This window comes from Novosphingobium sp. 11B (assembly GCF_054589055.1).
On sequence record NZ_BAAILP010000038.1, the window covers coordinates 18610 to 44529 of the forward strand.

The following is a 25920-nucleotide window of genomic DNA, read 5'->3' on the forward strand; positions in this document are numbered from 1 at the left end:
AAGGCACTCGCTGACACGCGCGGGAGAGACCTTGGACCGATTCGTCGGGAAAGAGGCGCCGAAGGAGCAACCGCCCCGGAATCTCTCAGGCAAAAGGACCGCGCAGCGTCTACAGCGAGCCTCTGGAAAGTGCCCCGCCGTTATCGGTCGTGGCCGCCGACGGTGTAACTCGGTCCATCCCTTTGCGGATGACGCCGGGGAAGCTCTCAGGCTTCCGTGACAGAGGGGGCACCTGAAACGGTGTGCCATGTGTCGCGGAGTCGTGTCTTGAGCGAATACCCAGTTACCGATGAAGACGGCCTCGAGCCGATCGAGATCCTGACCCTGCCGCTCGATGCCTGGCATCGCGGGAAGGGCGGCCGCATGGTCGAGTTCGCCGGCTACCACATGCCCGTCCAGTACGAGGGCATCATGGCCGAGCACCTCTGGACCCGCGAGAACGCCGGCCTGTTCGACGTCAGCCACATGGGGCAGGTCTACGTCTCTTCGGACGACGGCATCACCCCCGCCGTGGAGGCCGCGCTCGAAGCCGCGCTGCCGATTGACCTCGCCACGCTGAAGATCGGCGCGCCGCGCTACTCGCTGCTGCTGGACGAAGAGGGCGGCATCCTCGATGACCTCATGGTCACGCGCTGGAAGACGGGCTTCTACCTCGTCGTCAACGGCGCCACCAAGTGGGACGACATCGGCACCTTGCGCGAACTGCTGCCCGATGACGTGACCATCAACCATCTGGAAGACAACGCGCTGCTCGCGTTGCAGGGGCCCAAGGCCTTCGCCGCGCTTGAGCGTCATGCCAAGGGCGAATATCCGCTCTCTGCGCTGACCTTCATGAAGGGCGGGCAGTTCACGCTCGGCGGCGTCGATGCCTGGATCAGCCGTTCGGGCTATACCGGCGAGGACGGTTTCGAGATCGCCATCCCCGGCGAATCTGCCGCCATGGTCGCCGACCTGCTCTGCGGTGAGCCCGAGGTGAAGCCGATCGGTCTCGGTGCGCGCGACAGCCTGCGTCTGGAAGCGGGCCTGCCACTTTACGGCCATGACCTTTCGCCCGAGACCAGCGTGATCGACGCCGACCTCAAGTTCGCCGTCAACAAGCGCCGCCGCACCGAAGGTGGATTCCCCGGTTCGGACCGCGTGCTGAAGGACTTCGCCGAGGGCACCGCGCGCAAGCGCATCGGTCTCGTCATCGAAGGCCGCATGGCTGCCCGTGAAGGTGCCAAGGTTTTCTCCGGTGATCAGGAAGTTGGCATTGTCACTTCGGGTGGGTTCTCACCCTCGCTACAGCAGCCGATTGCCATGGCTTACGTCGATACCGCCCTCACTGCCGAGGGCACCGCGCTTACCATCGAGATGCGGGGCAAGCAGTTGCCGGCCAAGGTCGCGGCGATGCCCTTCGTCCCCCACCGCTATCACCGCTGAGGAGCTTTCCCATGACCCGCTATTTCTCCGAAGACCATGAGTGGATCGAAGTCGAAGGTGACCTCGGCACCGTCGGCATCACCGACTACGCCCAGGGCCAGCTCGGTGACATCACCTTCGTCGAAGTTCCCGCCGAAGGCGCCAGCGTCAGCAAGGGCGATTCCGTGTCGGTGGTCGATTCGGTGAAGGCCGCCTCGGACGTCTACACCCCGGTTTCGGGCACGATCGCCGCCGTCAACGAAGCGCTCGCCGACCAGCCGGAACTGGTGAACACCGAAGCCGAAACCGGCGGCTGGCTGTTCCGCGTGACCCTCTCCGATGCCGCCGAACTCGGCGCGCTGATGGATGAGGCCGCGTACAAGAGCTACGTCGACAGCCTCTGATTTATTCCTCCCGAGCTTGTCTCGGGGAGGAGGACCGCCCGCGAAGCGGGTGGTGGAGGGGGCGAGCTACACGCACTCCCCCTCCGTCACCGACTGCGTCGGCGCCACCTCCCCGAGCAAGCTCGGGGAGGAATTAGAAAGACCCAGGAACCCGCCTCATGCGCTACCTTCCCCTGACCCCGGCCGACCGCGCCTCCATGCTGGAGACCATCGGCGCCGCCACGGTCGATGACCTGTTCGTCGATGTGCCCGCCGAGGCCCGCCTTTCCGGTCCCATCGAGGGCCTGCCCGCTCACGCCAGCGAAATGGCCGTCGAGCGCCACATGTCCGCGCTCGCGGCGAAGAACTTGAGCGCGGGGACCGCGCCGTTCTTCCTCGGCGCCGGTGCCTATCGCCACCACGTTCCCGCCTCGGTCGATCACCTGATCCAGCGCGGCGAGTTCCTGACCGCCTACACGCCGTACCAGCCGGAAATCGCGCAAGGCACGCTGCAGGTGCTGTTCGAGTTCCAGACCCAGGTGGCGCGCCTGTTCGGCACCGACATCGCCAATGCCTCGATGTACGACGGCTCGACCGCGTGCTGGGAAGCGATCCTGATGGCCGCGCGCATCACCCGCAAGGGCCGCAGCGTGCTGTCGGGCGGCCTGCACCCGCACTACGGCGAAGTCGTGCGGACGATGGCGAAGTTCACCAAGGATGACATCGTCAGCCTCGCGCCCGAACTGACCGCCGATCCCGATGACGCCGCCGTGATCGCGGCGATCGACGCGACGACCTCGTGCGTCGTCGTCCAGTACCCCGACGTCATGGGGCGCATCCCCGATCTCGCGGCGATTTCCGAGGCAGCGCATGCCGTGGGCGCACTGGTCATCGCCGTCGTCACCGAGCCGGTGGCGCTCGGCCTGATCGAAGCACCGGGTACGCTGGGCGCGGACATCGTCGTGGGCGAAGGCCAGTCGCTGGGCGTCGGCCTCCAGTTCGGCGGCCCGTACCTCGGCCTGTTTGGCTGCCGCGAGAAGTTCGTGCGCCAGATGCCGGGACGCCTCTGCGGCCAGACCGTCGACGCCGAGGGCAAGCGCGGCTTCGTGCTCACCCTCTCGACCCGCGAGCAGCATATCCGCCGCGAGAAGGCGACGAGCAATATCTGCACCAATTCAGGGCTTTGCGCGCTGGCCTTCAGCATCCACCTGACCTTGCTGGGTGGTGAAGGTCTGGCCCGTCTCGCCGCCGTGAACCATGCCCGCGCGCAGCAGACTTTCGAGCGTCTGGCCAAGGTTCCGGGCGTGTCGATCCTCAACAATGCCTACTTCAACGAGGCAACGGTGATCCTGCCGCGCGACGCCCGCGAAGTGGTGCGCGAACTGGCGGACCGTCAGGTGCTCGGCGGCGTGTCGCTGGGCCGCCTGTTCCCGGTGGCTGACGGCCTGCACAACGGTCTTCTGGTCGCCGTGACCGAAACCACCACTGACGAAGACATCGAGGCTTTCGCCACCGCGCTGGAAGCCGTTCTTGCAGGAGCGAGCGCATGAACGCCCCCAACGCATCTGGCTGGCGCCCCTCCATGGGTGAGGCTGGCGAAGCAAAATTCGCAACCTCGTCAGGTGATTACGGCCTGATGCTCGAAGAAGCTCTGAGCTTTGAACTGGGCAGCGCCGACAAGTGCGGCGTCGATATCGACGAGCCGAGCCGTGCCCCCGCTGCGGGCCTGAGCAAGTTCCTGCGTAAGTCCGCGCCCGCGCTGCCGGGGCTGACCGAGCCGGAGACCGTGCGCCACTACACCCGCCTGTCGCGCCAGAACTATGCGATCGACCTCGGGCCGTTCCCGCTCGGCTCATGCACGATGAAGCACAACCCGCGCCTGAACGAGAAGATGGCCCGCCTGCCGGGCTTCGCCGACGTGCACCCGATGCAGCCGCAGACGACGGTGCAGGGCGCCCTCGAAGTCATCGAGCAGCTGGCCGACTGGCTCATCACGCTGACCGGCATGGCCTCGGTGGCGATGAGCCCCAAGGCGGGCGCGCATGGCGAACTGTGCGGGTTGCTCTGCATCCGTGCCGCTTTGGACGCGCGCGGCGAGGCGCGTGACGTCGTGCTGGTGCCCGAGAGCGCCCACGGCACCAACCCCGCCACCGCCGCCTTCGCGGGGTTCAAGGTGGAATCGATCCCCGCGACCCCGGCGGGCCGCGTGGACGTGGCGGCGCTCAAGGCCAAGCTCGGCCCCAACGTCGCGGGCGTGATGATCACCAACCCCAACACTTGCGGCCTGTTCGAGCCCGACATGCGCGAGATCGCCGATGTGGTCCACGCGGCGGGCGGCTACGTCTACTGCGACGGCGCGAATTTCAACGCCATCGTCGGCAAGGTGCGCCCGGGCGACCTCGGCGTCGATGCCATGCACATCAACCTGCACAAGACCTTCTCCACCCCGCATGGCGGCGGTGGTCCGGGTGCCGGGCCGGTGGTGCTGTCCGAAGCGCTGGCGCCCTTCGCGCCACTGCCCTTCGTGACGCGCGGAGCAGATGGCTCGATCCACCTCGTCGAGGAGGAGAACGCCGCCGAGGGCCACGCGCAGGCGTTCGGCCGCATGGTCGCCTTCCACGGCCAGATGGGCATGTTCACCCGCGCGCTGACCTACATCCTCAGCCACGGCGCGGACGGTCTGCGCACGGTGGCCGAGGACGCGGTGCTCAACGCCAACTATGTGCTGCGTTCGTGCGAGGATTTGTTGCCCGCTCCGTTCGCCGACAGCGGCCCGTGCATGCACGAAGCGCTGTTCAGCGATGCCGGTCTGGCCGAGGGCTTCTCCACGCTCGACATCGCCAAAGGCCTGATCGACGAGGGTTTCCACCCGATGACGGTCTACTTCCCGCTGGTGGTCAAGGGCGCGATGCTGGTCGAGCCGACCGAGACCGAGAGCAAGGCGGGCCTCGATCGCTTCATCGCCTCGCTGCGCAGCCTCGCCGAGCGAGCAAAGGCGGGCGACGAAAGCCTGCACTCGGCGCCGCACTTCGCGCCGCGCAGGCGGCTTGACGAAACGCTCGCCGCGCGCAAGCCTGTGCTGGTATGGCAGGGTGAACCCGGTGTTCCCGGCACGCCCTCGCTGAGTGAAATCGGAGGAAGCTGACGCATATGGGGGAAGGTGGACGCGGCCTAGTCACGTATCTGCCGCTGGCGATCTTCGTGGGCATCATGGCGCTGCGCATGATGCGGATGAAGAAGGCCAGGCCGCTGCGCCTTCCCCTCTTGTGGATCATGCCGGTGATCGTGGTGCTGGCGGTATCGCTGGCGCTTGCGGGCATGCCGCCGAGCGGGCTGGGCTGGCTATGCCTGGCTACCGGCGTGATCGTCGGCGGCGCAATCGGCGCGCAGCGGGCGCGGCTGATGCACCTGCATATCGACGGTGAGGGCGAGAAGGCGCGCGTGATGATGCGCCAGTCGCCGCTGGCGATCCTGCTGATCGTTGCGGTTTTCCTCGCACGGCGGTTCCTGCTGCCCAGCGGGTTTCAGGGCGGCGGAATGCAGAACGCGGCACACCCCGGTCACCCGGTCGGCAACGCGCTATTGATGATGGACGCGACGCTGGGCTTTGCGCTCGGGATGATCGTGGCGCTGCGGCTCGTGCTGTGGCTGCGGGCGCGCGACATGGTGGCGAACCACGTCTTCGACGCCTGAGGCGCTCAGTTTATGGCGTTCGATCCCGCCTGACCGACCGACTCGATGTCGCGGCCCAGGCCCTTGACGGTTTTGCAGGCGGTGGCAGTGAAAAGTACGCCGCCAAGGATGATGGCGGCGAGAATCTTGCTGGTCATCGAACGCATGTTCCTTCGTTGTCTGCGGCGATTAGCGCAGGAAACGTGTCAGGAAAAGCGTTCGCGAGAAGGATGCAGGCAGGCTCCGGTCGGTGGCTTGGAACCTGCCTGCAGAGCACGTTACTTGATGGCGTCTTCGCCGGCCTTGCCGACCGACTCCACGTCGCGGCCTGCACCCTTGACGGTGTTGCAAGCGGCGGCGGAGAAAACGATGCCGCCCGCGACGAGGGCGAGTACGAGCTTCTTGACCATTTTGGTGTTCCTTTTTCCGGTGCGACGGGTGCTGCCACGCCGCGCATCGGGGTGAACACACATAGGCAGGTCAGGTTCCCTGAGCAGCCTCTTCCGTAACGCTTTCGTCGATGGCCGAGGTGGGCGAGACACGCCGTGCGAGGAAATGCTCGCGCGAGGTGATGATCAGGCCAGCCGCGACGATGATCGGCGCGCCCAGCCACATCGCCGCCGAGGGCACATGTCCCCAGATCGTCCAGCCGTAGAGTGTAGCCCAGATCAGCGCGGTGTAGTCCATCACCACCACCGTCGCGACTTGTCCCAGGCGCAGGGCCGAGGTGATGAGGAACTGCGCCAGTGTCCCCGCAAGCCCGATTGCAACGAGCAGCAGCCATTCGTAAGTCCCGTGCGCCGTGCCATAGAGCGGCAGCAGGATCGCCGCGAACAGCGAGCCGTAGAAGGCGAACCAGAAGACGCAGGCGATCGGTGCCTCGGTGCGCGAGAGGTCGCGGATCTGGAAGCTGACCACGGCGACGATCAATCCCGCACCGAGCCCCGCCGCCAGTCCGAGCGCGGGGACGGGCGCGCCGCCGGGCTGTGCGATGACCAGCACGCCGATGAAGCCCAGCACCACCGCCGTCCAGCGCCACGGGCCGACCTTTTCGCGAAGGACCAGCGCGGTTATGATCACAGCGAACAGCGGCGTCGTGAACCCGAGCGTCGTGCCGACCGGCAAGGGCAGCAGCGTAGCGGCGCCGATGTTGCAGCACAGACCGGCGGTGCCGCTCGTCGCGCGCATGGCGTGGCTGCTCATGCGGCGGGTGCGCAGGAGGCCGAGATTGCCGGTCGCCGCCAGCCAGCCGAGGATGATCGGCACCGCCATCGCCTGTCGCCAGAACACCAGTTCGGGCAGCGACACGCCCGCTTCGCCCGCCAGCTTCACCAGCATGAACATCGTCGAGAGCATCACCATCGCTGCCAGGCGCAGGACGATGGCCAGCATCGGGCGGTCTTTGCGAATGGTGATGGAAGGTGCGGTCACGAAAGGGCGCTTTAACTCCGCCGCGCGCGAGGGCAAGGCGGGGCATGGACGATTCTCTGCATTGGATGACCATTTGTGGCAGCCTCGCCGCGCTGGTCGCGGTGATTGCCTGGCTGGGCGATCACCGGCGGCATCGCCGCAAGAACATCGAGAGGGTGGGTTTCATGCCGTGGACGCCCATCTTCTTCTTCTCGCTGATGGTGGCGGTGCTGCTCCTGGGCCTGTCGGCGCGGGAGTGGCTGGGCGGTTGATATTAGGCCGACTTGTTCGACAAACCTGAACAAGTGGATCGATTTTATCGGGCTGGCCGTAAGGGATCGGCAATGGGATCAACGCGCAAGCATTGACCTTTCCCGCCTTTCCTTTCGGAGAATTCGAATGAACCGCTATCTTGCATCGGCTCTGGCCGCTGCGTCTCTCGTCGTTGCCGCCCCGATCGTGGCGCAGCAGGCCGATACCAATGCCGCTGCCGTGCAGGCGGGCAACTATGCGCTCGACAGTGCGCACACGCTGGTGCGCTTCACCGTCGATCACTTCGGCATTAGCGAGTTCTTCGGCACCCTGCCGGGCGCGTCAGGTACGCTGTCGCTTGATCCGAAGAACCTGGCCTCGGCGAAGCTGGATGTTTCGGTTCCGGTGGCTTCCGTCTCCACCACCAACAAGACGCTCGATGAGGAACTGGTCGGTGCCGAATGGTTCGACGCCGCCCAGTACCCGACGATGCGCTTCGTCTCGACCAAAGTGGTGAAGACCGGCGCCAGCACCGCCGACGTCACCGGCAATCTGACCCTGCACGGCGTGACCAAGCCGGTGACGCTCAAGGCGAGCTTCAAGGCGGCCAACGTCAATCCGATGAAGAAGGTCTATACGCTCGGCTTCAATGCCGTGGGCACGATCAAGCGCACCGAGTTCGGCGTCACCAAGTACGCGCCGCTGGTCAGTGACGAGACGCAGATCGCCATCACCGCAGCTTTCGAGAAGCAGTAACTCTGCGTGATCTCGTTTGATTGAACAGACCTCGTCATTCCCGCGAAGGTGGGAACCCATCTCCTGAGGCGTCCTGTTGAAAGGGCATCAGATGGGTCCCCGCCTTCGCGGGGATGACGAAGGAATACGACACGCTTGAGGCTACGCACTGACGGGCCGCTTTCCTACATCCGCGCAATCACGTTTAACGTGGTGGATGAACCAGCCTCCGCCGCGCGCTCTCAACCGCCCCCGCCATATCCGTGTCCCCGCCTTCGCACCCGTGCCCGTGCGTCCGCGCAAGGACGGGTGGACGCCCGCGCGGCAGGCGGCCTTTCTCGCTGCCTTGGCGCAGGGCGGCGGTGTCGAGGCAGCGGCGCTCCGCGTGGGACTGTCGCGCGAGAGTGCCTATCGTCTGCGTCGCAAGCCCGGCGCGGGCAGCTTTGCCGCCGCCTGGGACAAGGTGACAGGCAAGCCGCCGGAAAAACGAAAGGTCACACCCGAGGAGCGCGCGGTGCGGGCGCGCTTCGGATTGCTGAAAGTGCGGATATATCGCGGTCGTCACATTGCGACCGAACTAAAGCCTGATAATCGCGCGCTTTTGTCGCTGCTGGCGCAGATCGATCGGGCGGCGGACCCGGACCGACCGGGCGCCTAAGGTGACAGATGTTTCACTGCCTCGTTTGTGTAAACCCCGGGGTGATCCGCCGGGGTGCACTTCGTTACAGACAGGCTTCGAGATAGGCCTGGTCGAAGCCGAACTGGCGGGCCTTCTCCAGCGTGTAGGGGCGCAGGCCCGAGGGGCGGAATTCGCCGATGATCTTGCCGTCGTCGGTCTCGTCCAGATACTCGAACTTGAACAGTTCCTGGGTGACGATGACGTCGCCTTCCATGCCGATCACCTCGGTGATGTTGGTGGTGCGGCGCGAGCCGTCGCGCAGGCGCTTCACCTGCACGATGAGGTCGACGGACTCGGCGATCTGGCGGCTGATGGCTTCCTTGGGGATCTTGATGTCGCCCATCAGGATCATGTTCTCCATACGGCCCAGGCATTCGCGCGGGCTGTTGGCGTGGAGCGTGCACATCGAACCGTCGTGGCCGGTGTTCATGGCGGCGAGCAGGTCGAAGCACTCGGCGCCGCGAATTTCGCCCAGGATGATGCGGTCAGGACGCATACGCAGGGCGTTCTTGACGAGGTCGCCGATGGTGATTGCGCCCTGGCCTTCGAGGTTCGGCGGACGGGTTTCCAGCGGCAGCCAGTGGGGCTGCTGCAGGCGAAGTTCGGCCGCGTCCTCGATCGTCAGCACGCGCTCGCCCGGGTCGATCATCTTGGACAGGGCGTTGAGCATCGTCGTCTTGCCCGAACCCGTACCGCCCGAGATCACCACGTTCATGCGGCAGGCCCCGGCGATCTTGAGCGCGGTCGCCATCTTCTCGCTCATCGAGCCGAAGCCCTGGAGCATGTCGATGGTGATCGGCTTCTCGGAGAACTTACGGATCGAGATGGCAGTTCCGCGCAGCGACAGCGGCGGGACGATCACGTTGACGCGGCTGCCGTCCTTGAGGCGGGCGTCGGCCAGCGGGGTGGTCTGGTCGACGCGGCGGCCGACCTGGTTGACGATGCGCTGGGCGATCTGGAACAGGTGCTGCTCGTCGCGGAACTTGGTCGGCGCGAGCTGCAGCTTGCCCTTCTTTTCGATGTAGGTCTGGTTCGGGCCGTTGACCATGATATCGGAGATATCCGGGTCGTTGAGCAGTTCCTCCAGCGGCCCGAAGCCGAGCAGTTCGTCGATCAGCACCTTTTCCAGCGCGAACTGCTCGCGGCGGTTGAAGGTGATCTTCAGCTCGGCCAGCACTTCCATGATGATCGGGCGGAATTCCTCCGACAGCTCATCCTTGGTCAGTGTGGCGGCGGCTTCGGGATCGACGCGCTCCAGCAGGCGCGGCAGAACCTGCTCTTTGATCTTGTGGATCGAGGCTTCGAAGCCGTTCTGCTCGGACTCGGCATGGACCGCATTGGCGCGATCGGCGAGCCGCGACATGGCATCGTCGCGTGACGGGGCAAGCGAGTCGCCCGAGATGGAGGGAAACTGGTCGCCGGGAACGGGCGCCGAACCCGGAATGGCGGCGGCGACATCGCCTCCGCTCTTGAGCGGCTTCGCCACGCCGAAAGCCGGGCGCGCGCCCTGACCCATGCCACCGATGCCGTTGCGCCGACCGAATGCCGTCATGAAACCGTCAACCTCAAGCGCCGCCCTTGGAAGGGGGCGATCCATGCCTAATTCCAGGCACTGTTAAGGTTGAAACTTTGATAACTTACTAATGCGCTGCACCGGAGGGCGAAGTGGACGATGACGATCGCACCTGCTGGCTGTGCGCGCGGCCGCTGGGGCGCAAGGTGGAATGGCATCACCCGGTGCCGAAAAGCCGGGGAGGGCGCGAGACGGTGCCGCTTCATCCGATCTGTCACCGGACGATCCATGCAGCGCTGGGCAATGCGCAACTGGCGCGGATGAAGCCGGAAAGCGCGGAGCTTCTGAAGGTGGAAGAGATCGCGCGGTTCGTGCGCTGGGTGGCGGGAAAGCCGCCGGATTTCCATGCGCCGACGCGGCGGAAGCGGTGAGCCAAAGCAAAACGGGCGGGCGGCCTTTCGACCACCCGCCCGCCGCAAGGATTCGGATGAACCTTAGTTCTTGGTCTTGTCGACCAGGGCGTTGGCGCCGATCCAGGGCATCATGGCGCGCAGCTTGGCGCCGGTTTCCTCGATCGGGTGACGCTTGGCGGCAAGGCGCGAAGCCTTCAGCTCGGGCTGGCCGGCGCGGTTGTCGAGGACGAAGTCCTTCACGAAGCGGCCCGACTGGATGTCTTCCAGAACACGCTTCATTTCCTTCTTGGTCTCTTCGGTGATGATGCGCGGACCGGTCTTGATGTCGCCGTATTCGGCGGTGTTCGAGATCGAGTAGCGCATGTTGGCGATGCCGCCTTCATACATCAGGTCAACGATCAGCTTCAACTCGTGGAGGCACTCGAAGTAGGCCATCTCGGGAGCGTAGCCGGCTTCCACCAGCGTCTCGAAGCCGGCCTGGACCAGCGCGGTGGCGCCGCCGCAGAGCACGGCCTGCTCACCGAACAGGTCGGTTTCGCATTCCTCGCGGAAGTTGGTCTCGATGATGCCCGAACGGCCGCCACCGACGCCCGAAGCATAGGCGAGGGCGATGTCCTGCGCGTTGCCGGTGGTGTCCTGGTGGATCGCGATGAGGCAGGGCACGCCGCCGCCGCGCTGGTATTCGCTGCGCACGGTGTGGCCCGGGCCCTTCGGCGCGATCAGGAACACGTCGATGTCGGTGCGCGGCTCGATCAGGCCGAAGTGCACGTTGAGGCCGTGCGCGAAGGCAAGCGCGGCGCCGGGCTTCAGGTTCTCATGGATGTCGGCGGCGTAGATGGCGGCCTGATGCTCGTCGGGAGCGAGGATCATGATGACGTCGGCCCATGCGGCGGCGTCCTTGTTCGACATGACCTTGAAGCCGGCGGCTTCGGCCTTCTTGGCGGTGGCCGAACCGTCACGCAGGGCGATGGCGACGTTCTTGACGCCCGAATCGCGCAGGTTCTGGGCATGGGCGTGGCCCTGGCTGCCGTAACCCAGGATCGCGATGTTCTTCTCGGCGATCAGGTTGATGTCGCAATCGGCGTCGTAATAGACCTTCATCGTTCTTCCTTCCGTCATCCCGGCAGACCGGGACGGTTATTGTCCAAGCGCCGCCCGGCCGGGCTGACGCAATTTTGAAATTCAGGCTTCTTCAGGCCCACGGGCCATGGCAACGATGCCGGTGCGGCCGACCTCGACGAGGCCGAGGTCGCGCATCAGCGCCACGAAGCTGTCGATCTTGTCCGGGGCGCCGGTCATCTCGAAGATGAAGCTCTCGGTCGTGGTATCGACCGGGCGAGCGCGGAACACGTCGGCGATGCGCAGCGCCTCGACGCGCTTTTCGCCCACGCCCGCCACCTTAACCAGCGCCAGCTCACGCGCGACGTGGGGGCCGACTTCGGTGAGATCGACGACCTTGTGAACCGGCACCAGACGCTCGAGCTGCGCGTGGATCTGGTCGATCTGGCTGCGCGGGCCGTGCGTCACGATCGTGATCCGGCTCACCGAATGGTTGTCGGTGATGTCGGCCACGGTGAGGCTGTCGATGTTGTAGCCGCGTGCGGTGAACAGGCCTGCGATCTTGGCGAGAATACCCGCCTCGTTGTCGACCGTCACGGTCAGGACGTGCCGTTCCTCGGCTTCATGCTGGATGTGCATCATGGTTCGTCTCTTGTCCTCAGACCAGCGCTTTGGCTTCGTCGTCCATCGTGCCGGCAACGCTGTCGCCGTAGAGGATCATGTCGGTGTGCGCCGCGCCCGAGGGGATCATCGGGAAGCAGTTGGTTTCCTTGTGGACCAGGCAATCGACGATCACCGGACCGGGATGGTCGATCATCGCCTGGATGCCCGCGTCGAGTTCGCTTTCGTTCTCGATGCGGATGCCCTTCCAGCCGTAAGCCTCGGCCAGCTTCACGAAGTCGGGCAGGCTGTCCGAATAGGAGTTCGAATAGCGGCTCTCGTACGTCAGTTCCTGCCACTGGCGGACCATGCCCATCCACTCGTTATTGAGGATGAAGACCTTGACCGGCAGGCGGTACTGGGTGGCGGTGCCCAGCTCCTGGATGTTCATCTGGATCGAGGCGTCGCCCGCGATGTCGATGACGAGGCTGTCGGGGTTGCCGCACTGCGCGCCGATCGCTGCGGGCAGGCCGTAGCCCATGGTGCCCAGACCGCCCGAAGTCAGCCACTTGTTGGGCTTAAAGAAGGGGAAGTACTGTGCCGCCCACATCTGGTGCTGGCCGACTTCGGTGGAGATAACCGGGTCCTTCGACTTGGTCAGCTCGTACAGTCGCTCGACCGCCAGCTGCGGCATGATCGCCTGCGCGTTCGAGGGGTAAGCGAGGCTCTTGCGTTCCCGCCAGCCGTCGACGCGGGCCTTCCACGCGGTCAGGTCCTGAGCCTTGCGGGTGCCCCACTCGGTGAGGATCTGTTCGAGCACCACGGCGCAGTCGCCGATGATCGGCAGGTCCACCGGCACGACCTTGTTGATTGATGCGCGGTCGATGTCGATGTGAATCTTCTCGGAATTCGGCGCGAAGGCGTCGAGGCGGCCGGTCACGCGGTCGTCGAAGCGAGCGCCGACGCACAGGATGAGGTCAGCCTGGTTCATCGCCATGTTGGCCTCGAACGTGCCGTGCATGCCCAGCATGCCCAGCCAGTCGGCGTGGTCGGCCGGGAACGCGCCGAGGCCCATCAGCGTGGAGGTGACGGGCGCGCCGGTCTTCGCCTGCAGCTCGCGCAGCAGCGCGGTGGCGTGCGGACCGGCGTTGATGACGCCGCCGCCGGTGTAGAACACCGGAGCCTTGGCATTGGCCAGCATCTCGACCGCGCGGGCGATCTCTTCCGAGGTGCCCTTGGTGCGCGGGTTGTAGCGCTGCTTGCGCTGGATCGGGCCGTCGTTCCACGTTGCCATGGCGATCTGGACATCCTTGGGGATGTCGATCAGCACCGGGCCGGGGCGGCCGGTGGTGGCGATCTGGAACGCCTCGTCGATCACCGCGGCAAGGTCGTTCGGGTCCTTCACCAGATAGTTGTGCTTGGTGCAGTGGCGCGAGATGCCAACGGTGTCGGCTTCCTGGAATGCATCCGATCCGATCAGCCCGGTGGGAACCTGGCCGGTGATGACCACAAGCGGGATCGAATCCAGGAACGCGTCGGCAATGCCTGTGATCGCGTTGGTCGCGCCGGGGCCGGAGGTGACCAGCACGACGCCGGGCTTGCCGGTCGAACGCGCATAACCTTCGGCGGCGTGCGCCGCACCGGCCTCGTGGCGGACGAGGATGTGGCGAAGTCGTTCGTCACCGAAGAGAGCGTCGTAGATCGGTAGCACGGCGCCGCCGGGATAGCCGAATACGAACTCGACCCCCTGCTTGACCAGGCTTTCGACCAGGATGCTCGCGCCGCTGCGCTCTTCACTCACAATACATTCCTTCATTAATTCGTTCGGGCGGGAGCACCGGCAATTCCGGCTGCCTCCCTAATGAATCCGACCCGGCACGTCGGCTTGGGCGTACCGGGTCGTCTCCTCTCCTCCCCGCATAACTTCCATCAGCGAGGTAGGATCGGCCTCTAGGCATGTGGATATGTCAGGTCAACCCGGAAAGCGCAATAAAATATCATTTATGGCATTTGAGTTGTAATTTTCACATTGCAGGCGATGCCAATCCGCAGGGGGCTGGTGCCTCAGCCACGTAAATTGGCGCTTGGCGTAGTTGCGCGTTGCCTGCGATCCGCGTTCGATGGCGGTTTGCAGCGGCCATTTGCCCTTGATGACGCCCGCGAGTTCCGGGACGCCGATGGCGCGCATCACCGCGAGGGCGGGGTCGAGATCGCGGGCGAGGAGCGCCTGTACTTCCGTCAGGGCACCGCGCTCGACCATGCGCTCGAACCGCAGGTCGCAGCGCGCATAAAGCCACTGGCGCTCGGGCAGCAGGATCGCAGGGTGAAGTGCGACCGCGTGGCCGATGCCGCCTTCGGTCTGCGTCTGCCAGTGCGTGAGGCCATGGCCGGTGGAGCGCACGACCTCCAGCGCGCGCGCCACGCGCGTGGTGTCTGCCGGGGAGAGGCGGGCGGCGCGCTCGGGGTCTTCGACGAGGAGGGCAGCGTAGGCTTCGGCGACGGGCAGGGCGCGCACTTCCTCGCGGATGTAGGGATCGATCGCGGGAATCGGCGCGATGCCGTCGAGCAGGGTGCGCATATAAAGGCCGGTACCGCCGACGAGGATCGGCACCGCGCCCTCGGCATGGACCTGCGCGATGGTCGCGGCTGCCGCGCGCGCCCAGTCGGCGGCGGAGCAGCTTTGCGCGCCGTCCCAGGCACCGAACAGGCGGTGCTCGATGCCGCCCATGTCGTCTTCGGTCGGACGCGCGCTCAGGACCGTCAGGTCGGCGTAGACTTGCGAGCTGTCGGCGTTGACCACCACCGCGCGGCGGCCCCGGCGTTCGAGTTCCTGTGCCAGGGCGACCGCACAATCGCTCTTGCCGCTGGCGGTCGGCCCTGCGATGAGCGCCAGCGGCGGCCGGTCTCCGGCTGAGATATCGTAGGACGCATCAAGGGAATTCGCAGTGCTCATTGCCCGGCTGATAGCAGAACCGGATCATCTTTCGACCAGTCTCGAAGCCGCGAAAGCGCAAATGGCTGAAGGCGGCGTGCGGATCGCGGATGCGACGATGCTCGATTTCTGCGGGCAGACGATGCAGATCGACTCGCCCGACGATGATGCCGAAGTCCTGCGCGCCGCGCTCGACGCGCATTTCGGCACGACCGACGGCCTCGTCACCGCCGATGAACCGGTGGTGCCCAAGGTGTTCATCTCCGACATGGATTCGACCATGATCGGGCAGGAATGCATCGACGAACTCGGCGATTTCGCAGGGTTGAAGGAGCGCATCGCCGACATCACAGAGCGCGCCATGCAGGGCGAACTCGACTTCGAGCAGGCCCTGCGCGAGCGTGTCGGGCTGCTGAAGGGGCTCTCCACCAGCGCCATCGACGAATGCCTCGCCACGCGAATCCGGCCGATGCCGGGTGCGAAAGTGCTGGTCGAGACGCTGAAGAAGCTGGGCTGCCGCACCGTGCTGGTGACCGGCGGCTTCCATCACTTCGCCGACCCCGTGGCGGAGATGCTGGGCTTCGAGCATGTTGTCGGCAACCGGCTTGAAGTTGCGGACGGCAAGCTGACCGGCGGCCTCGTCGGCGGGATCGTCGATTCGTCGGTGAAGAAGGCGACGCTGCTGGCCGAACTGGAAGCGCTCGGAAACGTGGGGGGCGAGGGTGTCACCAGTCTCGCGACCGGCGACGGTGCGAATGATATTCCGATGTTGGAGGCGGCGACTTACGGCATCGCCTATCACGCCAAGCCCAAGGCACGCGCGGCCTCGAACGGCTGGATCGATCGCGGCGACCTGACCAGCGTGCTGCGTTTGCTTGGCATCCCCGAGAAGGACTGGGTGCGCTGACCGGGTGCTAAGGCCGAGGGGGCTTCGACAGGCCCAGCCTGAGCGGTTTCAGGGTAGTGCTTTAAAACCCGCTCAGGCTGAACTTGTCGAAGCCCCCTCGGTATACTCTGCCTGCTCAGGCTGCGCTGACTTCCAGCACTTCAATCGCCTCTTCCCGGCCGTTGAAGTCCACGAAATCGCCTACTTCCGCGCCCAGCAGTGCCTTGGCGAGCGGGGCGACGAATGCCAGCCGGTCGTGCGCCGGATCGGCCTCGTCATGGCCGACGATGACGATCTCCCGCGCCTTGCCCCCCAGCATGAAGCGCACGCGGCTTCCGAAGCGGACGATGCCGCCCTCCGGCACCGGCTGCACTTGAGCCGTGTCGAGGCGGGCCTGCCAGTAGCGCAGGTCCCGCTTGGCGGAGTTGAGGGCGGTCTCCTCGGTCAGCGCGGTAACGTGCGCCTCCAGCTCCGCGATCTTCTCTGCGATCAGTTCACGGCCTCGCGCGGTGACGAGGTTGGGCCCGGGCGGGATCGGCACCTCGAACTTGGGTTCCAGATGCTCCTCATCCCCGTCGCGCCGGAAGGCGACGCTCATTTCCCGCGGCCCATCAGGGTTTCGAGTTCCTCGTGGACCTCCAGCCATTCGGTCTCGGCCAGTTCGAGGGCTTCCGCCGCCGTGCCGTGCAGCTTGCCCAGCGCGCCGACCGCGAGGCCCTTGAGATCGCCCTTCGCCGAGGCCGGATCGGCCAGCGCGTCGAGCAGGCTGTCGACGTGAGCCTGCGCGCGCTTCATGCGCGTCTCGGCCGCCGTCACCTTCTTGCGCAGCGCCTTCAGTTCCTCGCGCGCGATGGCGCCGCTCTTCTTGACCGGCGCATCGCCGCCCTTGGCCGAGAGCGTCTCGACCTTGGGCTGGTTCCGACCGAGCACGAAGTCGATGTAGTCCTCCATCGACCCGTCGTAGTTCTCCGCCGTGCCGCCCTCTACCAGCACCAGCCGGTCGGCGGCCAGTTCGACCATGTGACGATCGTGGCTGACGAGGATCACCGCGCCCTCGAACGAATTGAGCGCCTGCACCAGCGCCTCGCGCGCATCGACGTCGAGGTGGTTGGTCGGCTCGTCGAGGATCAGCATGTGCGGCGCGTCGCGCGTCACCAGCGCCAGCGCCAGACGCGCGCGCTCGCCGCCCGAAAGCGTGCCGGTCACCGCCGTGGCGCGGTTGCCGGAGAAGCCGAAGCGGCCGAGCTGCCCGCGCACCGCGAGCGGCGGCTTGCCCTCCATCGCGCGGGTCATCAGTTCCAGCGGGGTGGAATCGCCGGGTAGTTCCTCGACCTGATACTGCGTGAAGTAGCCGATGCGGATCTTGGGCGAGAAGGTGATCCCGCCTTCCATCGGCTCCAGCTGGCGTGCAAGCAGGCGCGCCAGCGTGGTCTTGCCGTTGCCGTTGCGGCCCAGCAGCGCGATGCGGTCCTCGGGATCGATGCGCAAGTTGAGGCGGCGCAGGATCGGCTTGTCCTCGACGTAGCCCACGGCGGCGAGGTCCAGCGTGATGAGCGGTGGGCGCAGTTCGTCGGGGCTGGGGAAGTCGAAGCTGAGCGAGGCGTCCTCCGCCATCGCCGCGATCGGCTGCATCTTCGCCAACATCTTGGCGCGCGACTGCGCCTGCTTCGCGGTAGAGGCACGCGCCGAGTTGCGCGCGACGTAATCGGCCAGCTTCTTCTTCTGCGCTTCCTGATTGGCGCGCGCGGCCGCGGCCTGGGCGGCGCGTTCGGCGCGGATGCGCTCAAAGCTGTCGTAGTCGCCAGGATAGAGCGTCAGCTTGCCCTGCTGCAGGTGCAGGATGTGGTCGACCACGGTGTTGAGCAGGTCGCGCTCGTGGCTGATGACCAGCAGCGTCTTGGGGTAGCTCTTGAGGAAGTTCTCCAGCCACAGCGTCGCTTCAAGGTCGAGGTGGTTCGACGGTTCGTCGAGCAGCATGACGTCGGGCTCGGAGAACAGCAGCGAGGCGAGCGCGACGCGCATCTTCCAACCACCCGAGAAACTGTCGAGGGGCCGTGCCTGCATCTCCTCGTCGAAGCCGAGGCCGACGAGGATGCGCGCCGCGCGGGCAGGGGCGGTGTAGGCGTCGATCGCGATCAGCCGCTCGTGCACGTCGCCGAGGCGGTTGGGATCGGTGCACGTCTCGGCCTCGGCCAGAAGTGCGGTGCGCTCGGTGTCGGCTTCTACCACTGCCTCGAATGGGGTTCGGGTGCCGTTGGGTGCCTCCTGCGCAATGTAGCCGAGACGCGCACGGCGCGGCATCTCGACCGAGCCGCCGTCGGGATCGAGTTCGCCGATGATGGTCTTCACCAGCGTGGACTTGCCCGCGCCGTTGCGGCCGATCAGGCCTATCTTGCCGTTCTGTGGCAGCGTGGCCGACGCGCCGTCGATGATGGTGCGGCCGCCGAGGCGCACGGTGATATCGCGAATGCTCAACATGGGGCGAGCGCCTAGCAGGGTCGGAGAGAAAGCGGAACAAGATCAACACAAGGAATCTGAGGCCATCGCCCCAGACCCCCATACCGTCGTCGTTGTCCGTGCAGCCTTGTCAGCCAAGATGACGCCGAAGGCTATTTTGTCTTCCACTTCACCGTCGAGCGTAAGGATGCGTCGCGCGTGACCTCGACGGTATACGGGGTGCAGGGGTGGTAAACCCCTGCGCCGTTAGGCGCTCTTAATGTCGTCTAGTTAACACTTGACGCCTTGCGAAACTTATCAACACGAAAACTTTGCCCGCATGTTTCCAGCACTTCTCCTCCACCTGTCGCAAACCGCAGGAATCCTTTAGAGTTTGGGCTTGCAACCCCGAATCACATGTGATTCAAGCGACATATGCGGACCGTGCGACAGGACACCAACATAGCCAGAGAACGTCTCGTGAAGGGCCTTGCCCTCGCGCTGCTGTTGCTCATGGGTCTCTGGTGCGTCGCCGGACCCAGCGGCTTGCTTGCCTGGGGTGAGAACCAGCGCCTGCTCGATCAGCGCGAGAAGCAACTTGTCGATCTCAAGGTCGATCGCGATCATCTCAAGAACCGCGTCGCGCTGCTCGATCCCAGGAAGATGGATCCCGACCTCGCGGGCGAACTGGTCCGCAGCAACCTGAACGTCGCGCGTCCCGACGAAATGGTGATGCAACTCCCCTGAGGTCTCGCGCGTTGCCTCTCGTTGGAGAGATGTCGCAATGCCGTTTTTTGCAAACCTCGTTGCAAAAAAGTCCACGTTTGGAGCCCGTTTTCGAGCCTGCGCGCTTTCGCTTTGGCTGCGTCCTTCCTATACCGCCCTCACTGAAACGATCGCACCAACGATGGGGAGCACCCGTTGCCCAAAGCAAAGACCCCGGTAGTAGAAACCGCTGCCGTAGAAGAGGATTTCGCGCTCCACAGCCTCCAGGAAGCCCTGGACGCGGACAAGCGCTACAAGCCTTCCAAGGAAGAGCTCCTGCATTTCTATGAGCAGATGCTGCTCATCCGCCGCTTCGAGGAAAAGGCCGGCCAGCTTTACGGCCTCGGCCTGATCGGCGGCTTCTGCCACCTCTACATCGGCCAAGAAGCTGTCGCCGTGGGCCTGCAGTCCGCGCTCGACAACGACAAGGACTCGGTGATCACCGGCTACCGCGATCATGGCCACATGCTCGCCTACGGCATCGATCCCAAGGTTATCATGGCCGAACTGACCGGCCGCGAAGCCGGTATCTCGAAGGGCAAGGGCGGCTCGATGCACATGTTCTCCGTGGAGCATCGCTTCTACGGCGGCCACGGCATCGTCGGCGCGCAGGTCTCGCTTGGCGCGGGTCTGGCGTTCGCGCACAAATACCGTGAAGACGGCGGTGTCGCGATGGCCTACTTCGGCGACGGCGCGGCCAACCAGGGCCAGGTCTACGAGAGCTTCAACATGGCGGCTCTCTGGAAGCTGCCGATCATCTTCGTGATCGAGAACAACGGCTACGCCATGGGCACCGCCGTGAAGCGCGGCTCGGCCGAGACGCACTTCCACCGCCGCGGCACTGCGTTCCGCATCCCCGGCATGTCGGTGGACGGCATGGACGTTCTCGAAGTCCGCAAGTCGGCCGAGATCGCGCTGGAATACGTGCGCGCGGGCAATGGTCCGGTTCTCATGGAACTGAACACGTACCGCTATCGCGGTCACTCGATGTCGGACCCTGCGAAGTACCGCAGCCGCGAGGAAGTCCAGGGCGTGCGCGAAAAGCGCGACCCGATCGACCATGCCAAGACCGAACTGCTGGCCATGGGCGTGACCGAGGAAAGCCTCAAGGAAGTCGACAAGCGCATCCGCGCGCAGGTCGCCCAGTCCGCCGACTTCGCCGAGAACTCGCCGGAGCCCAGCGCCCCCGAACTGTATACCGACGTCCTGGTGGAGAGCTACTGAGATGGCGATCGAACTGAAGATGCCCGCTCTCTCCCCGACGATGGAAGAGGGCAAGCTGGCCAAGTGGCTTGTCAAGGAAGGCGACGAGGTTTCCTCGGGCACCATCCTTGCTGAAATCGAAACCGACAAGGCGACGATGGAATTCGAATCCATCGACGAAGGCACCGTCGGCAAGATCCTCGTCGCCGAAGGCACCGAGGGCGTGAAGGTCGGCACCGTGATCGCGATGCTGGCAGGCGAGGGCGAGGACGCCTCCGCCGTCGAAGCGCCCAAGGCTGCCGAAAAGGTCGAAGAGGCTCCGAAGTCGGAAGAGAAGAAGCCTGCAGAGAGCGGCACCGCCAATCTCGCCAGCGACCTCAAGACCGCACGCGACCCGCAGCTGCCGCATGGCACTAACATGAAGACCTCGACCGTACGCGACGCTCTGCGCGACGCCATGGCCGAGGAAATGCGCCGCGACAGCCGCGTCTTCGTGATGGGCGAGGAAGTCGCCGAGTACCAGGGCGCCTACAAGGTGACTCAGGGCCTGCTCGAAGAGTTCGGTCCCACCCGCGTCATCGACACGCCGATCACCGAGTACGGCTTCGCCGGCATCGGCACCGGCGCGGCGATGGGCGGTCTGCGTCCGGTCATCGAGTTCATGACGTTCAACTTCGCCATGCAGGCGATCGACCACATCATCAACTCGGCCGCCAAGACCAACTACATGTCCGGCGGCCAGATGCGCTGCCCGATCGTGTTCCGTGGTCCCAACGGCGCGGCCTCGCGCGTGGGCGCCCAGCACTCGCAGAACTACGGTCCGTGGTACGCCAACGTCCCCGGCCTCGTGGTCATTGCGCCGTACGATGCTTCGGACGCCAAGGGCCTGCTCAAGGCGGCCATCCGTTCGGAAGACCCGGTCGTGTTCCTCGAGAACGAGCTGGTCTACGGCCGTTCCTTCGAACTGCCCGAACTGGACGACCACGTCCTGCCGATCGGCAAGGCGCGGATCATGCGCGAAGGCAAGGATGTGACGATCGTGTCCTACTCGATCGGCGTCGGCCTCGCTCTCGAAGCGGCCGAGCGTCTGGCCGAAGAGGGCATCGACGCCGAAGTCATCGATCTTCGCACCCTGCGCCCGCTCGACAAGGAAACGGTGCTCGCCAGCCTTGCCAAGACCAACCGCATGGTTGTGGCCGAGGAAGGCTTCCCGGTCTGCTCGATCGCCTCGGAAATCATCGCGATCTGCATGGAAGACGGCTTCGACAACCTCGACGCGCCGGTCGTGCGCGTGTGCAACGAGGACGTGCCGCTGCCTTACGCCGCGAACCTCGAAAAGCTGGCGATCATCGACGCCGACCGCATCGTGGCGGCGGTGAAGAAGGTCACCTACAGGTAATCTCTTCGCCCACGGGCTTTGAGATGATGCGCGGGCGGCGGTGCTTCGGCACCGTCGCCCGTGTCGCGTTTGGGGTTTCGCCTCGCTCCGGCACCGACTAGGGAAACCGGGTGACCGACTCCCCAACTCCCACGATTTCCGCCTCCAACGAGGACATCCTCATCCAGTCGCTGCCCACCGTGTCGCGCCTGGCGCTGGTCTATGCGCCGAAGTCCGCGCGTGAGCAGACGCTGGCGCTGCTGGCGCTCGATGCGCGCCTTGCCCATCTGCTGCGGCATTCGCGCGAACCGATGATGGCGCAGCTCCGTCTGGCATGGTGGCGCGAATCCCTCGGCCAGTCCGCCGAGCAGTGGCCCAATGGCGAGCCGCTGCTGGCGCTGCTGAAAAGCTGGAACGGCCATCACGGCGGTCTCGCCGCGCTCGTCGATGGCTGGGAAGCCATGACCGGCGCCGCGCCGCTTTCCGCCGAAGCGCTCGAGACCATGGCGCAGGGCAGGGGCGAGGCCTTCGCCGCGCTGGCCGACGCTCTCGGCCGGAGCCAGGAGCGCGAGGCCGCGCTGAAGCTGGGCCGCGCCTGGGCGCTCAACGATCTGGCGATGCGGCTCGGCCATGCCAGCGAGCGGGATACCGCGCGCGAACTCGCACAGGCGAGCAGCGGCGTTCGGGTCTCCCGCGCGTTGCGGCCGCTGATGGTGCTGCATGGCCTAGCCGCCCGCCGTCTCGCCAAGGGTGACGAATCCGGCGCGACTTCGCCCGCTGCGATGCTCAAGGCCATGCGGCTCGGGCTGCTGGGCTTCTGATTGCAGCGTTGTAATTTCCGCTCGCGCGCCGGGTGGTTCTAGGATCGCGGGGTGATGGATACCGCGCAATGAATCGCTTTCTGCTTGGCGGCCTCGCCGTTTTCGTACTCCTGGGCATCGGCCTGTTCTGGTGGCAGGGACACGCCGAAGTCGAGGCCGCCGCCCCGCCAGCGGCGCCGATGGCGACGGAGCCTGCCCCGTTACCCAGCGCCGATGTGGGCGACATGGTCGGCCCCGAACTTCCCGAGGCGACCGAACTCAGCCGTGAGCAACGCCGCTTCGGACGCTACGATCGCGACCGTGACGGACGGATTTCCCGCAACGAGATGCTTTCGACGCGTTCTGACATTTTCCGTAAGCTCGACAAGGACGGCAACAACCTGCTGACCTTCGAGGAATGGGCGGTGGCCACGGTCGACAAGTTCGACGGGGCGGACGGGGACCGCGACGGCTATCTCACGCCCGCCGAATTCCGCAAGACGGCGCCGCCGCCCAAGCCGAAGGCGAAATGTTCGTGTTGATTTTTGCGGTCGGGTGGTGCCCACCCCGCTGGGACTAACTCGCTACGCTCGCAAGTCTCGCTGCCCCTCCCGTCAACGGGAGGGGGCAGGGGTGGGCCGCACCAGCGTCAGACCGCGATGCGCTCCAACCACGGCACGATTTCGGCCTTGGCGCGTTCGGTGTAGGCTTCCTTGCGCTGCTTCTTCTTCACGTCGTGCAGCGGCGGGAACAGGCCGAAGTTGACGTTCATCGGCTGATAGGTCTCGGCCTCGGCATCGCCGGTGATGTGCGAGAGCAGGGCGCCCATCGCGGTCGTGCGCGGCGGGGCCTGCCATTCGCGGCCCGCCAGCTCAGCCGAGGCCATCAGACCCGCCATCAGGCCGACCGCGGCGCTCTCTACATAGCCCTCGCAGCCGGTGATCTGCCCGGCGAAGCGCACGTTCGGCGTGGTCTTCAGGCGCAGGGTGCGGTCCAGCAGCACCGGCGAATTGAGGAAGGTGTTGCGATGCAGGCCGCCGAGACGCGCGAACTCGGCGTTCTCCAGCCCCGGGATCGTGCGGAACAGGCGCACCTGCTCGGCGTGCTTCAGCTTGGTCTGGAAGCCGACCATGTTCCAGATCGTGCCGAGGTTGTTGTCCTGCCGCAGTTGCACCACGGCGTATGCCCAGCGGCCGTTGGGGTGTTCCGGGGTCGCCCAGTGCGGGTTGTCGAGGCCGACCGGCTTCATGGGGCCGAATCGCAGCGTATCGATGCCGCGTTCGGCCATGACCTCGATGGGCATGCAGCCATCGAAGTAGGGGGTGTTTTCCTCCCACTCCTTGAACGCGGTCTTCTCGCCCGCGACCAGACCCGCGTGGAACGCCAGGTACTGGTCCTTGGTCATCGGGCAGTTGATGTAGTCCTTGGTCTCGCCCTTGTCCCAGCGCGAGGCCATCCAGCACACGTCCATGTCGATGGTGTCGCGGTAGACGATGGGGGCGATGGCGTCGAAGAACGCGAGGCTGTCGGCGCCGGTCGCCTTGCCGATCGAGCCAGCCAGCGCCTCGGCGGTCAGTGGGCCGGTGGCGACGATGACGGGGGCGTCGGCGGGCAGGGCGTCGATGCGTTCGCGCACGATCTCGACGTTGGGCAGAGCGGCAAGGCGCGCCTCGACTTCGGCGGAGAAGATCTCGCGGTCCACGGCCAGCGCCGATCCGGCGGGCACTTCGGCCTTGGCGGCGGCGCTCATGATGAGCGAATCGCACTGGCGCATCTCGTGGTGCAGCAGACCGACGGCGTTCTTCTCGTGATCGTCCGAGCGGAACGAATTGGAGCAGACCAGTTCGGCGAGGCCGTCGCCCTGATGGGCCGGGCTGCGTTCTCCGGTCCCGCGCATTTCCGAGAGGCGCACCTTGAAGCCCCGGCGGCCGAGTTGCCATGCCGCTTCGCTTCCGGCGAGGCCGCCGCCGATGATGTGGATCTGATGGGTCATCTGCGCCGCCTAGACCCTATCGCAGCGATGGAAAAGCCCTGCGGCATCTGCCATGGCAATGCGGCAACCCCAGGAGGATGAATGCCGCACCGCGCCTTGATCGAACGCCGTCCCTGGCTGCTGGCTAGCATCGTGCTTGCCGTCGCGTGGGTCTGGCTGCGCGGGAGCACCTTGCCGGGGCTTTACCTGATCGTGCTCAAGGGCGCGCCGCTGGCCTTGCTGGCGGTCTATGCGGTGCTGCGGCATCGGGGGAACGACACCCGCTCGCTGGCGGGGATGCTGGGACTGGAGGCGGTCGGCTCGGCGCTGTGGTACGACGTGCCGGTGATCGGGCTGAACGCGATCCTGATCGCCTTCCTGATCGGGCTGTCGCTGTTCCTGATGCACCGCCGCGCGGTGATCGACAACGGGCGCAAGGTGGCGGCGCTGGCGCTGACGCTGGGGACGCCGCTGCTTTGCGTCTTCGCGGCGGACCAGGCGGGCGTCGGTGTGCCTCTGTTTCTGGGCCTCGCGCTTGGCGGCATGGCGGCTTCGGCGTGGATCAGCACGTTTGCGCGCTCGCGCGTAGGTCTGGGCGCGGCGCTGATCGCGGCGGGCGTGGTGCTGGAGATCGCGGCCTCGGGCGGCAGCGCGCTGCTGGCGATGGTGGCCTGGCCGCTGTTCTATATCGGCAACCTGGTGCTGGCGACCGGCGTGACCGGCGAACTGCGGATGCGTGAGGAGCGGTTCTGAGCGGCGGCAACAGGAGAAGTTGGGGCGGCGGGTTTACGCCGTCATCCCTGCTCCCTGAATGATGATGTCACTTTGACGGGGGTGTGCGTGCAGTTAGCGCACGCGGAAACGCCCGCTGGCGAGTGCGGGCCATTACGCCGGGGAAATCAACGCGAATACCGAGAACATCGGGTCGGCGTCGGGAGCGTCCAAGCTGGGACGCAGGGTTTTGTTTTCCGTGAAGCTCTGGGGAGCGGCCGGGTAACTCACGGTGCAGCCCGGCTCGACCTGTATTCCATCGGACTTGTCCCATGTGGCCGTCGTTAGGGTTCGCGTCGTTATCGGCCGAAGGCTATCCGGGATGGCCGTCCCAAGTCCTGCCATGTGTCGCAGGATCGTATGGACGGCGTTTCCGGTAGCGCAGAGACAGTCCGGGTCTTCGATGGACGCGTGGTTTGCGTGATCACGGCTTGAAACCGCATCCCGGCCCACGACGCCGACCCGATACACCTCTCCGGCGTGATCATCGCCGGATCGGATGCTGGGCCATATAACCTATTTGGTGATAAATGTCAAGATCGAAGGAGCCCGCCCGTCATCCCGGCGAAGGCCGGGATCGCTGGCCGTAAAAGCCCACCTCTCGCGAGAACGTCCTGACGCGCGCTATCGCCTCAAGAACTGCCAGCGATCCCGGCCTTC

The 25920-nt window shown here is 65.6% G+C and carries 27 protein-coding genes and 2 riboswitches; of the genes, 16 read left to right on the forward strand and 11 right to left on the reverse strand.

The annotated features are described in order from the left end of the window. The first annotated feature begins 10 nt into the window (after positions 1 to 10). A riboswitch (glycine riboswitch) is annotated at positions 11 to 111 on the forward strand. A 1-nt stretch (position 112) separates the two neighbouring features. Then, positions 113 to 233: riboswitch (glycine riboswitch) on the forward strand. 34 nt (positions 234 to 267) lie between these two features. The 5 genes from gcvT (at position 268) to ACYPYD_RS03125 (ending at position 5477) form a co-directional block, all read left to right on the forward strand. Next, complete coding sequence (gcvT, locus tag ACYPYD_RS03105) at positions 268 to 1422, forward strand: glycine cleavage system aminomethyltransferase GcvT (protein ID WP_459662035.1); 1155 nt, start codon at positions 268 to 270, stop codon at positions 1420 to 1422. Positions 1423 to 1433: 11 nt separating this feature from the next. Then, positions 1434 to 1805, forward strand: coding sequence for a glycine cleavage system protein GcvH (gcvH, locus tag ACYPYD_RS03110; RefSeq protein ID WP_036524698.1), 372 nt, complete (start codon positions 1434 to 1436; stop codon positions 1803 to 1805). Between the two features lie 158 nt (positions 1806 to 1963). Beyond that, entirely contained in the window at positions 1964 to 3334 is a 1371-nt protein-coding gene (gcvPA, locus tag ACYPYD_RS03115; RefSeq protein ID WP_459662037.1) for an aminomethyl-transferring glycine dehydrogenase subunit GcvPA, read from the forward strand. Then, positions 3331 to 4929, forward strand: a complete 1599-nt coding sequence (gcvPB, locus tag ACYPYD_RS03120) for an aminomethyl-transferring glycine dehydrogenase subunit GcvPB (protein ID WP_459662038.1) — start codon at positions 3331 to 3333, stop codon at positions 4927 to 4929. The genes gcvPA and gcvPB overlap by 4 nt, the downstream gene beginning before the upstream one ends. Positions 4930 to 4994: 65 nt before the next feature. Continuing rightward, positions 4995 to 5477 (forward strand): DUF1453 domain-containing protein, encoded by a 483-nt coding sequence (locus ACYPYD_RS03125; protein ID WP_459662039.1) that lies wholly within the window; start codon positions 4995 to 4997, stop codon positions 5475 to 5477. A gap of 5 nt (positions 5478 to 5482) precedes the next feature. On the opposite strand, the gene ACYPYD_RS03130 is transcribed toward ACYPYD_RS03125, so the two are convergent. The 3 genes from ACYPYD_RS03130 to ACYPYD_RS03140 form a co-directional block, all read right to left on the reverse strand. Continuing rightward, complete coding sequence (locus tag ACYPYD_RS03130; RefSeq protein WP_459662040.1) at positions 5483 to 5614, reverse strand: entericidin A/B family lipoprotein; 132 nt, start codon at positions 5612 to 5614, stop codon at positions 5483 to 5485. A gap of 120 nt (positions 5615 to 5734) precedes the next feature. After that, positions 5735 to 5866 carry an entericidin A/B family lipoprotein gene (locus ACYPYD_RS03135; protein ID WP_008833469.1) on the reverse strand — a complete coding sequence of 44 codons (132 nt, stop codon included), beginning with the start codon at positions 5864 to 5866 and terminating at the stop codon, positions 5735 to 5737. 70 nt (positions 5867 to 5936) lie between these two features. Beyond that, a complete protein-coding gene (locus ACYPYD_RS03140) occupies positions 5937 to 6848 on the reverse strand; it encodes a DMT family transporter (protein ID WP_459662054.1) in 912 nt (303 codons plus the stop codon). 83 nt (positions 6849 to 6931) lie between these two features. Here ACYPYD_RS03140 and ACYPYD_RS03145 point away from each other — a divergent pair, with 83 nt between their 5' ends. The 3 genes from ACYPYD_RS03145 (at position 6932) to ACYPYD_RS03155 (ending at position 8511) form a co-directional block, all read left to right on the forward strand. Then, the gene (locus ACYPYD_RS03145) at positions 6932 to 7138 is read left to right on the forward strand and encodes a hypothetical protein (protein WP_008833471.1); all 207 of its coding nucleotides are present in this window, start codon (positions 6932 to 6934) and stop codon (positions 7136 to 7138) included. A gap of 127 nt (positions 7139 to 7265) precedes the next feature. Further along, entirely contained in the window at positions 7266 to 7874 is a 609-nt protein-coding gene (locus ACYPYD_RS03150; protein WP_008833472.1) for a YceI family protein, read from the forward strand. 196 nt (positions 7875 to 8070) lie between these two features. After that, a complete protein-coding gene (locus ACYPYD_RS03155) occupies positions 8071 to 8511 on the forward strand; it encodes a hypothetical protein (RefSeq protein WP_459662041.1) in 441 nt (146 codons plus the stop codon). A 64-nt stretch (positions 8512 to 8575) separates the two neighbouring features. Here ACYPYD_RS03155 and ACYPYD_RS03160 read toward each other — a convergent pair whose 3' ends face one another. Further along, the gene (locus ACYPYD_RS03160) at positions 8576 to 10084 is read right to left on the reverse strand and encodes a CpaF family protein (RefSeq protein WP_459662042.1); all 1509 of its coding nucleotides are present in this window, start codon (positions 10082 to 10084) and stop codon (positions 8576 to 8578) included. A 113-nt stretch (positions 10085 to 10197) separates the two neighbouring features. On the opposite strand from ACYPYD_RS03160, the gene ACYPYD_RS03165 reads away from it, so the two are divergent. Beyond that, positions 10198 to 10476 (forward strand): HNH endonuclease, encoded by a 279-nt coding sequence (locus ACYPYD_RS03165; RefSeq protein WP_036524722.1) that lies wholly within the window; start codon positions 10198 to 10200, stop codon positions 10474 to 10476. 63 nt (positions 10477 to 10539) lie between these two features. Here ACYPYD_RS03165 and ilvC read toward each other — a convergent pair whose 3' ends face one another. From ilvC to miaA, 4 genes are all read right to left on the reverse strand, one after another. Further along, positions 10540 to 11559: a ketol-acid reductoisomerase gene (gene ilvC, locus ACYPYD_RS03170; RefSeq protein ID WP_008833476.1), complete on the reverse strand. Its 1020-nt coding sequence runs from the start codon at positions 11557 to 11559 to the stop codon at positions 10540 to 10542. An 81-nt stretch (positions 11560 to 11640) separates the two neighbouring features. Further along, positions 11641 to 12159 carry an acetolactate synthase small subunit gene (gene ilvN / locus ACYPYD_RS03175; RefSeq protein WP_036524725.1) on the reverse strand — a complete coding sequence of 173 codons (519 nt, stop codon included), beginning with the start codon at positions 12157 to 12159 and terminating at the stop codon, positions 11641 to 11643. Positions 12160 to 12175: 16 nt separating this feature from the next. Then, positions 12176 to 13918 carry a biosynthetic-type acetolactate synthase large subunit gene (gene ilvB / locus ACYPYD_RS03180; protein WP_459662043.1) on the reverse strand — a complete coding sequence of 581 codons (1743 nt, stop codon included), beginning with the start codon at positions 13916 to 13918 and terminating at the stop codon, positions 12176 to 12178. A 171-nt stretch (positions 13919 to 14089) separates the two neighbouring features. Then, positions 14090 to 15070, reverse strand: coding sequence for a tRNA (adenosine(37)-N6)-dimethylallyltransferase MiaA (gene miaA / locus ACYPYD_RS03185; protein ID WP_459662044.1), 981 nt, complete (start codon positions 15068 to 15070; stop codon positions 14090 to 14092). Between the two features lie 61 nt (positions 15071 to 15131). On the opposite strand from miaA, the gene serB reads away from it, so the two are divergent. After that, positions 15132 to 15956 carry a phosphoserine phosphatase SerB gene (serB, locus tag ACYPYD_RS03190; RefSeq protein WP_459662045.1) on the forward strand — a complete coding sequence of 275 codons (825 nt, stop codon included), beginning with the start codon at positions 15132 to 15134 and terminating at the stop codon, positions 15954 to 15956. 115 nt (positions 15957 to 16071) lie between these two features. Here the strand turns inward: serB and ACYPYD_RS03195 are convergent, their stop codons facing one another. Both ACYPYD_RS03195 and ACYPYD_RS03200 read right to left on the reverse strand, forming a co-directional pair. Next, positions 16072 to 16533: a GreA/GreB family elongation factor gene (locus ACYPYD_RS03195; RefSeq protein WP_459662046.1), complete on the reverse strand. Its 462-nt coding sequence runs from the start codon at positions 16531 to 16533 to the stop codon at positions 16072 to 16074. After that, a complete protein-coding gene (locus ACYPYD_RS03200) occupies positions 16530 to 18413 on the reverse strand; it encodes an ABC-F family ATP-binding cassette domain-containing protein (RefSeq protein ID WP_459662047.1) in 1884 nt (627 codons plus the stop codon). The genes ACYPYD_RS03195 and ACYPYD_RS03200 overlap by 4 nt, the downstream gene beginning before the upstream one ends. 393 nt (positions 18414 to 18806) lie before the next feature. On the opposite strand from ACYPYD_RS03200, the gene ACYPYD_RS03205 reads away from it, so the two are divergent. The 5 genes from ACYPYD_RS03205 to ACYPYD_RS03225 all read left to right on the forward strand — a co-directional run bounded on the left by ACYPYD_RS03205 (position 18807) and on the right by ACYPYD_RS03225 (position 23059). Further along, positions 18807 to 19118: an FtsB family cell division protein gene (locus tag ACYPYD_RS03205; protein WP_036524742.1), complete on the forward strand. Its 312-nt coding sequence runs from the start codon at positions 18807 to 18809 to the stop codon at positions 19116 to 19118. A gap of 174 nt (positions 19119 to 19292) precedes the next feature. Further along, positions 19293 to 20360 carry a pyruvate dehydrogenase (acetyl-transferring) E1 component subunit alpha gene (gene pdhA, locus ACYPYD_RS03210; protein ID WP_459662048.1) on the forward strand — a complete coding sequence of 356 codons (1068 nt, stop codon included), beginning with the start codon at positions 19293 to 19295 and terminating at the stop codon, positions 20358 to 20360. A 1-nt stretch (position 20361) separates the two neighbouring features. Next, positions 20362 to 21738: a pyruvate dehydrogenase complex E1 component subunit beta gene (locus ACYPYD_RS03215; RefSeq protein ID WP_036524747.1), complete on the forward strand. Its 1377-nt coding sequence runs from the start codon at positions 20362 to 20364 to the stop codon at positions 21736 to 21738. Between the two features lie 110 nt (positions 21739 to 21848). Continuing rightward, positions 21849 to 22538, forward strand: a complete 690-nt coding sequence (locus tag ACYPYD_RS03220; RefSeq protein WP_459662049.1) for a hypothetical protein — start codon at positions 21849 to 21851, stop codon at positions 22536 to 22538. A 68-nt stretch (positions 22539 to 22606) separates the two neighbouring features. Beyond that, positions 22607 to 23059, forward strand: a complete 453-nt coding sequence (locus ACYPYD_RS03225) for an EF-hand domain-containing protein (RefSeq protein ID WP_008833487.1) — start codon at positions 22607 to 22609, stop codon at positions 23057 to 23059. Positions 23060 to 23166: 107 nt separating this feature from the next. Here the strand turns inward: ACYPYD_RS03225 and trmFO are convergent, their stop codons facing one another. Continuing rightward, positions 23167 to 24510, reverse strand: a complete 1344-nt coding sequence (gene trmFO, locus ACYPYD_RS03230) for a methylenetetrahydrofolate--tRNA-(uracil(54)-C(5))-methyltransferase (FADH(2)-oxidizing) TrmFO (RefSeq protein ID WP_459662051.1) — start codon at positions 24508 to 24510, stop codon at positions 23167 to 23169. Positions 24511 to 24591: 81 nt separating this feature from the next. On the opposite strand from trmFO, the gene ACYPYD_RS03235 reads away from it, so the two are divergent. After that, positions 24592 to 25242 carry a hypothetical protein gene (locus ACYPYD_RS03235; protein ID WP_459662052.1) on the forward strand — a complete coding sequence of 217 codons (651 nt, stop codon included), beginning with the start codon at positions 24592 to 24594 and terminating at the stop codon, positions 25240 to 25242. Positions 25243 to 25920: the final 678 nt, after the last annotated feature.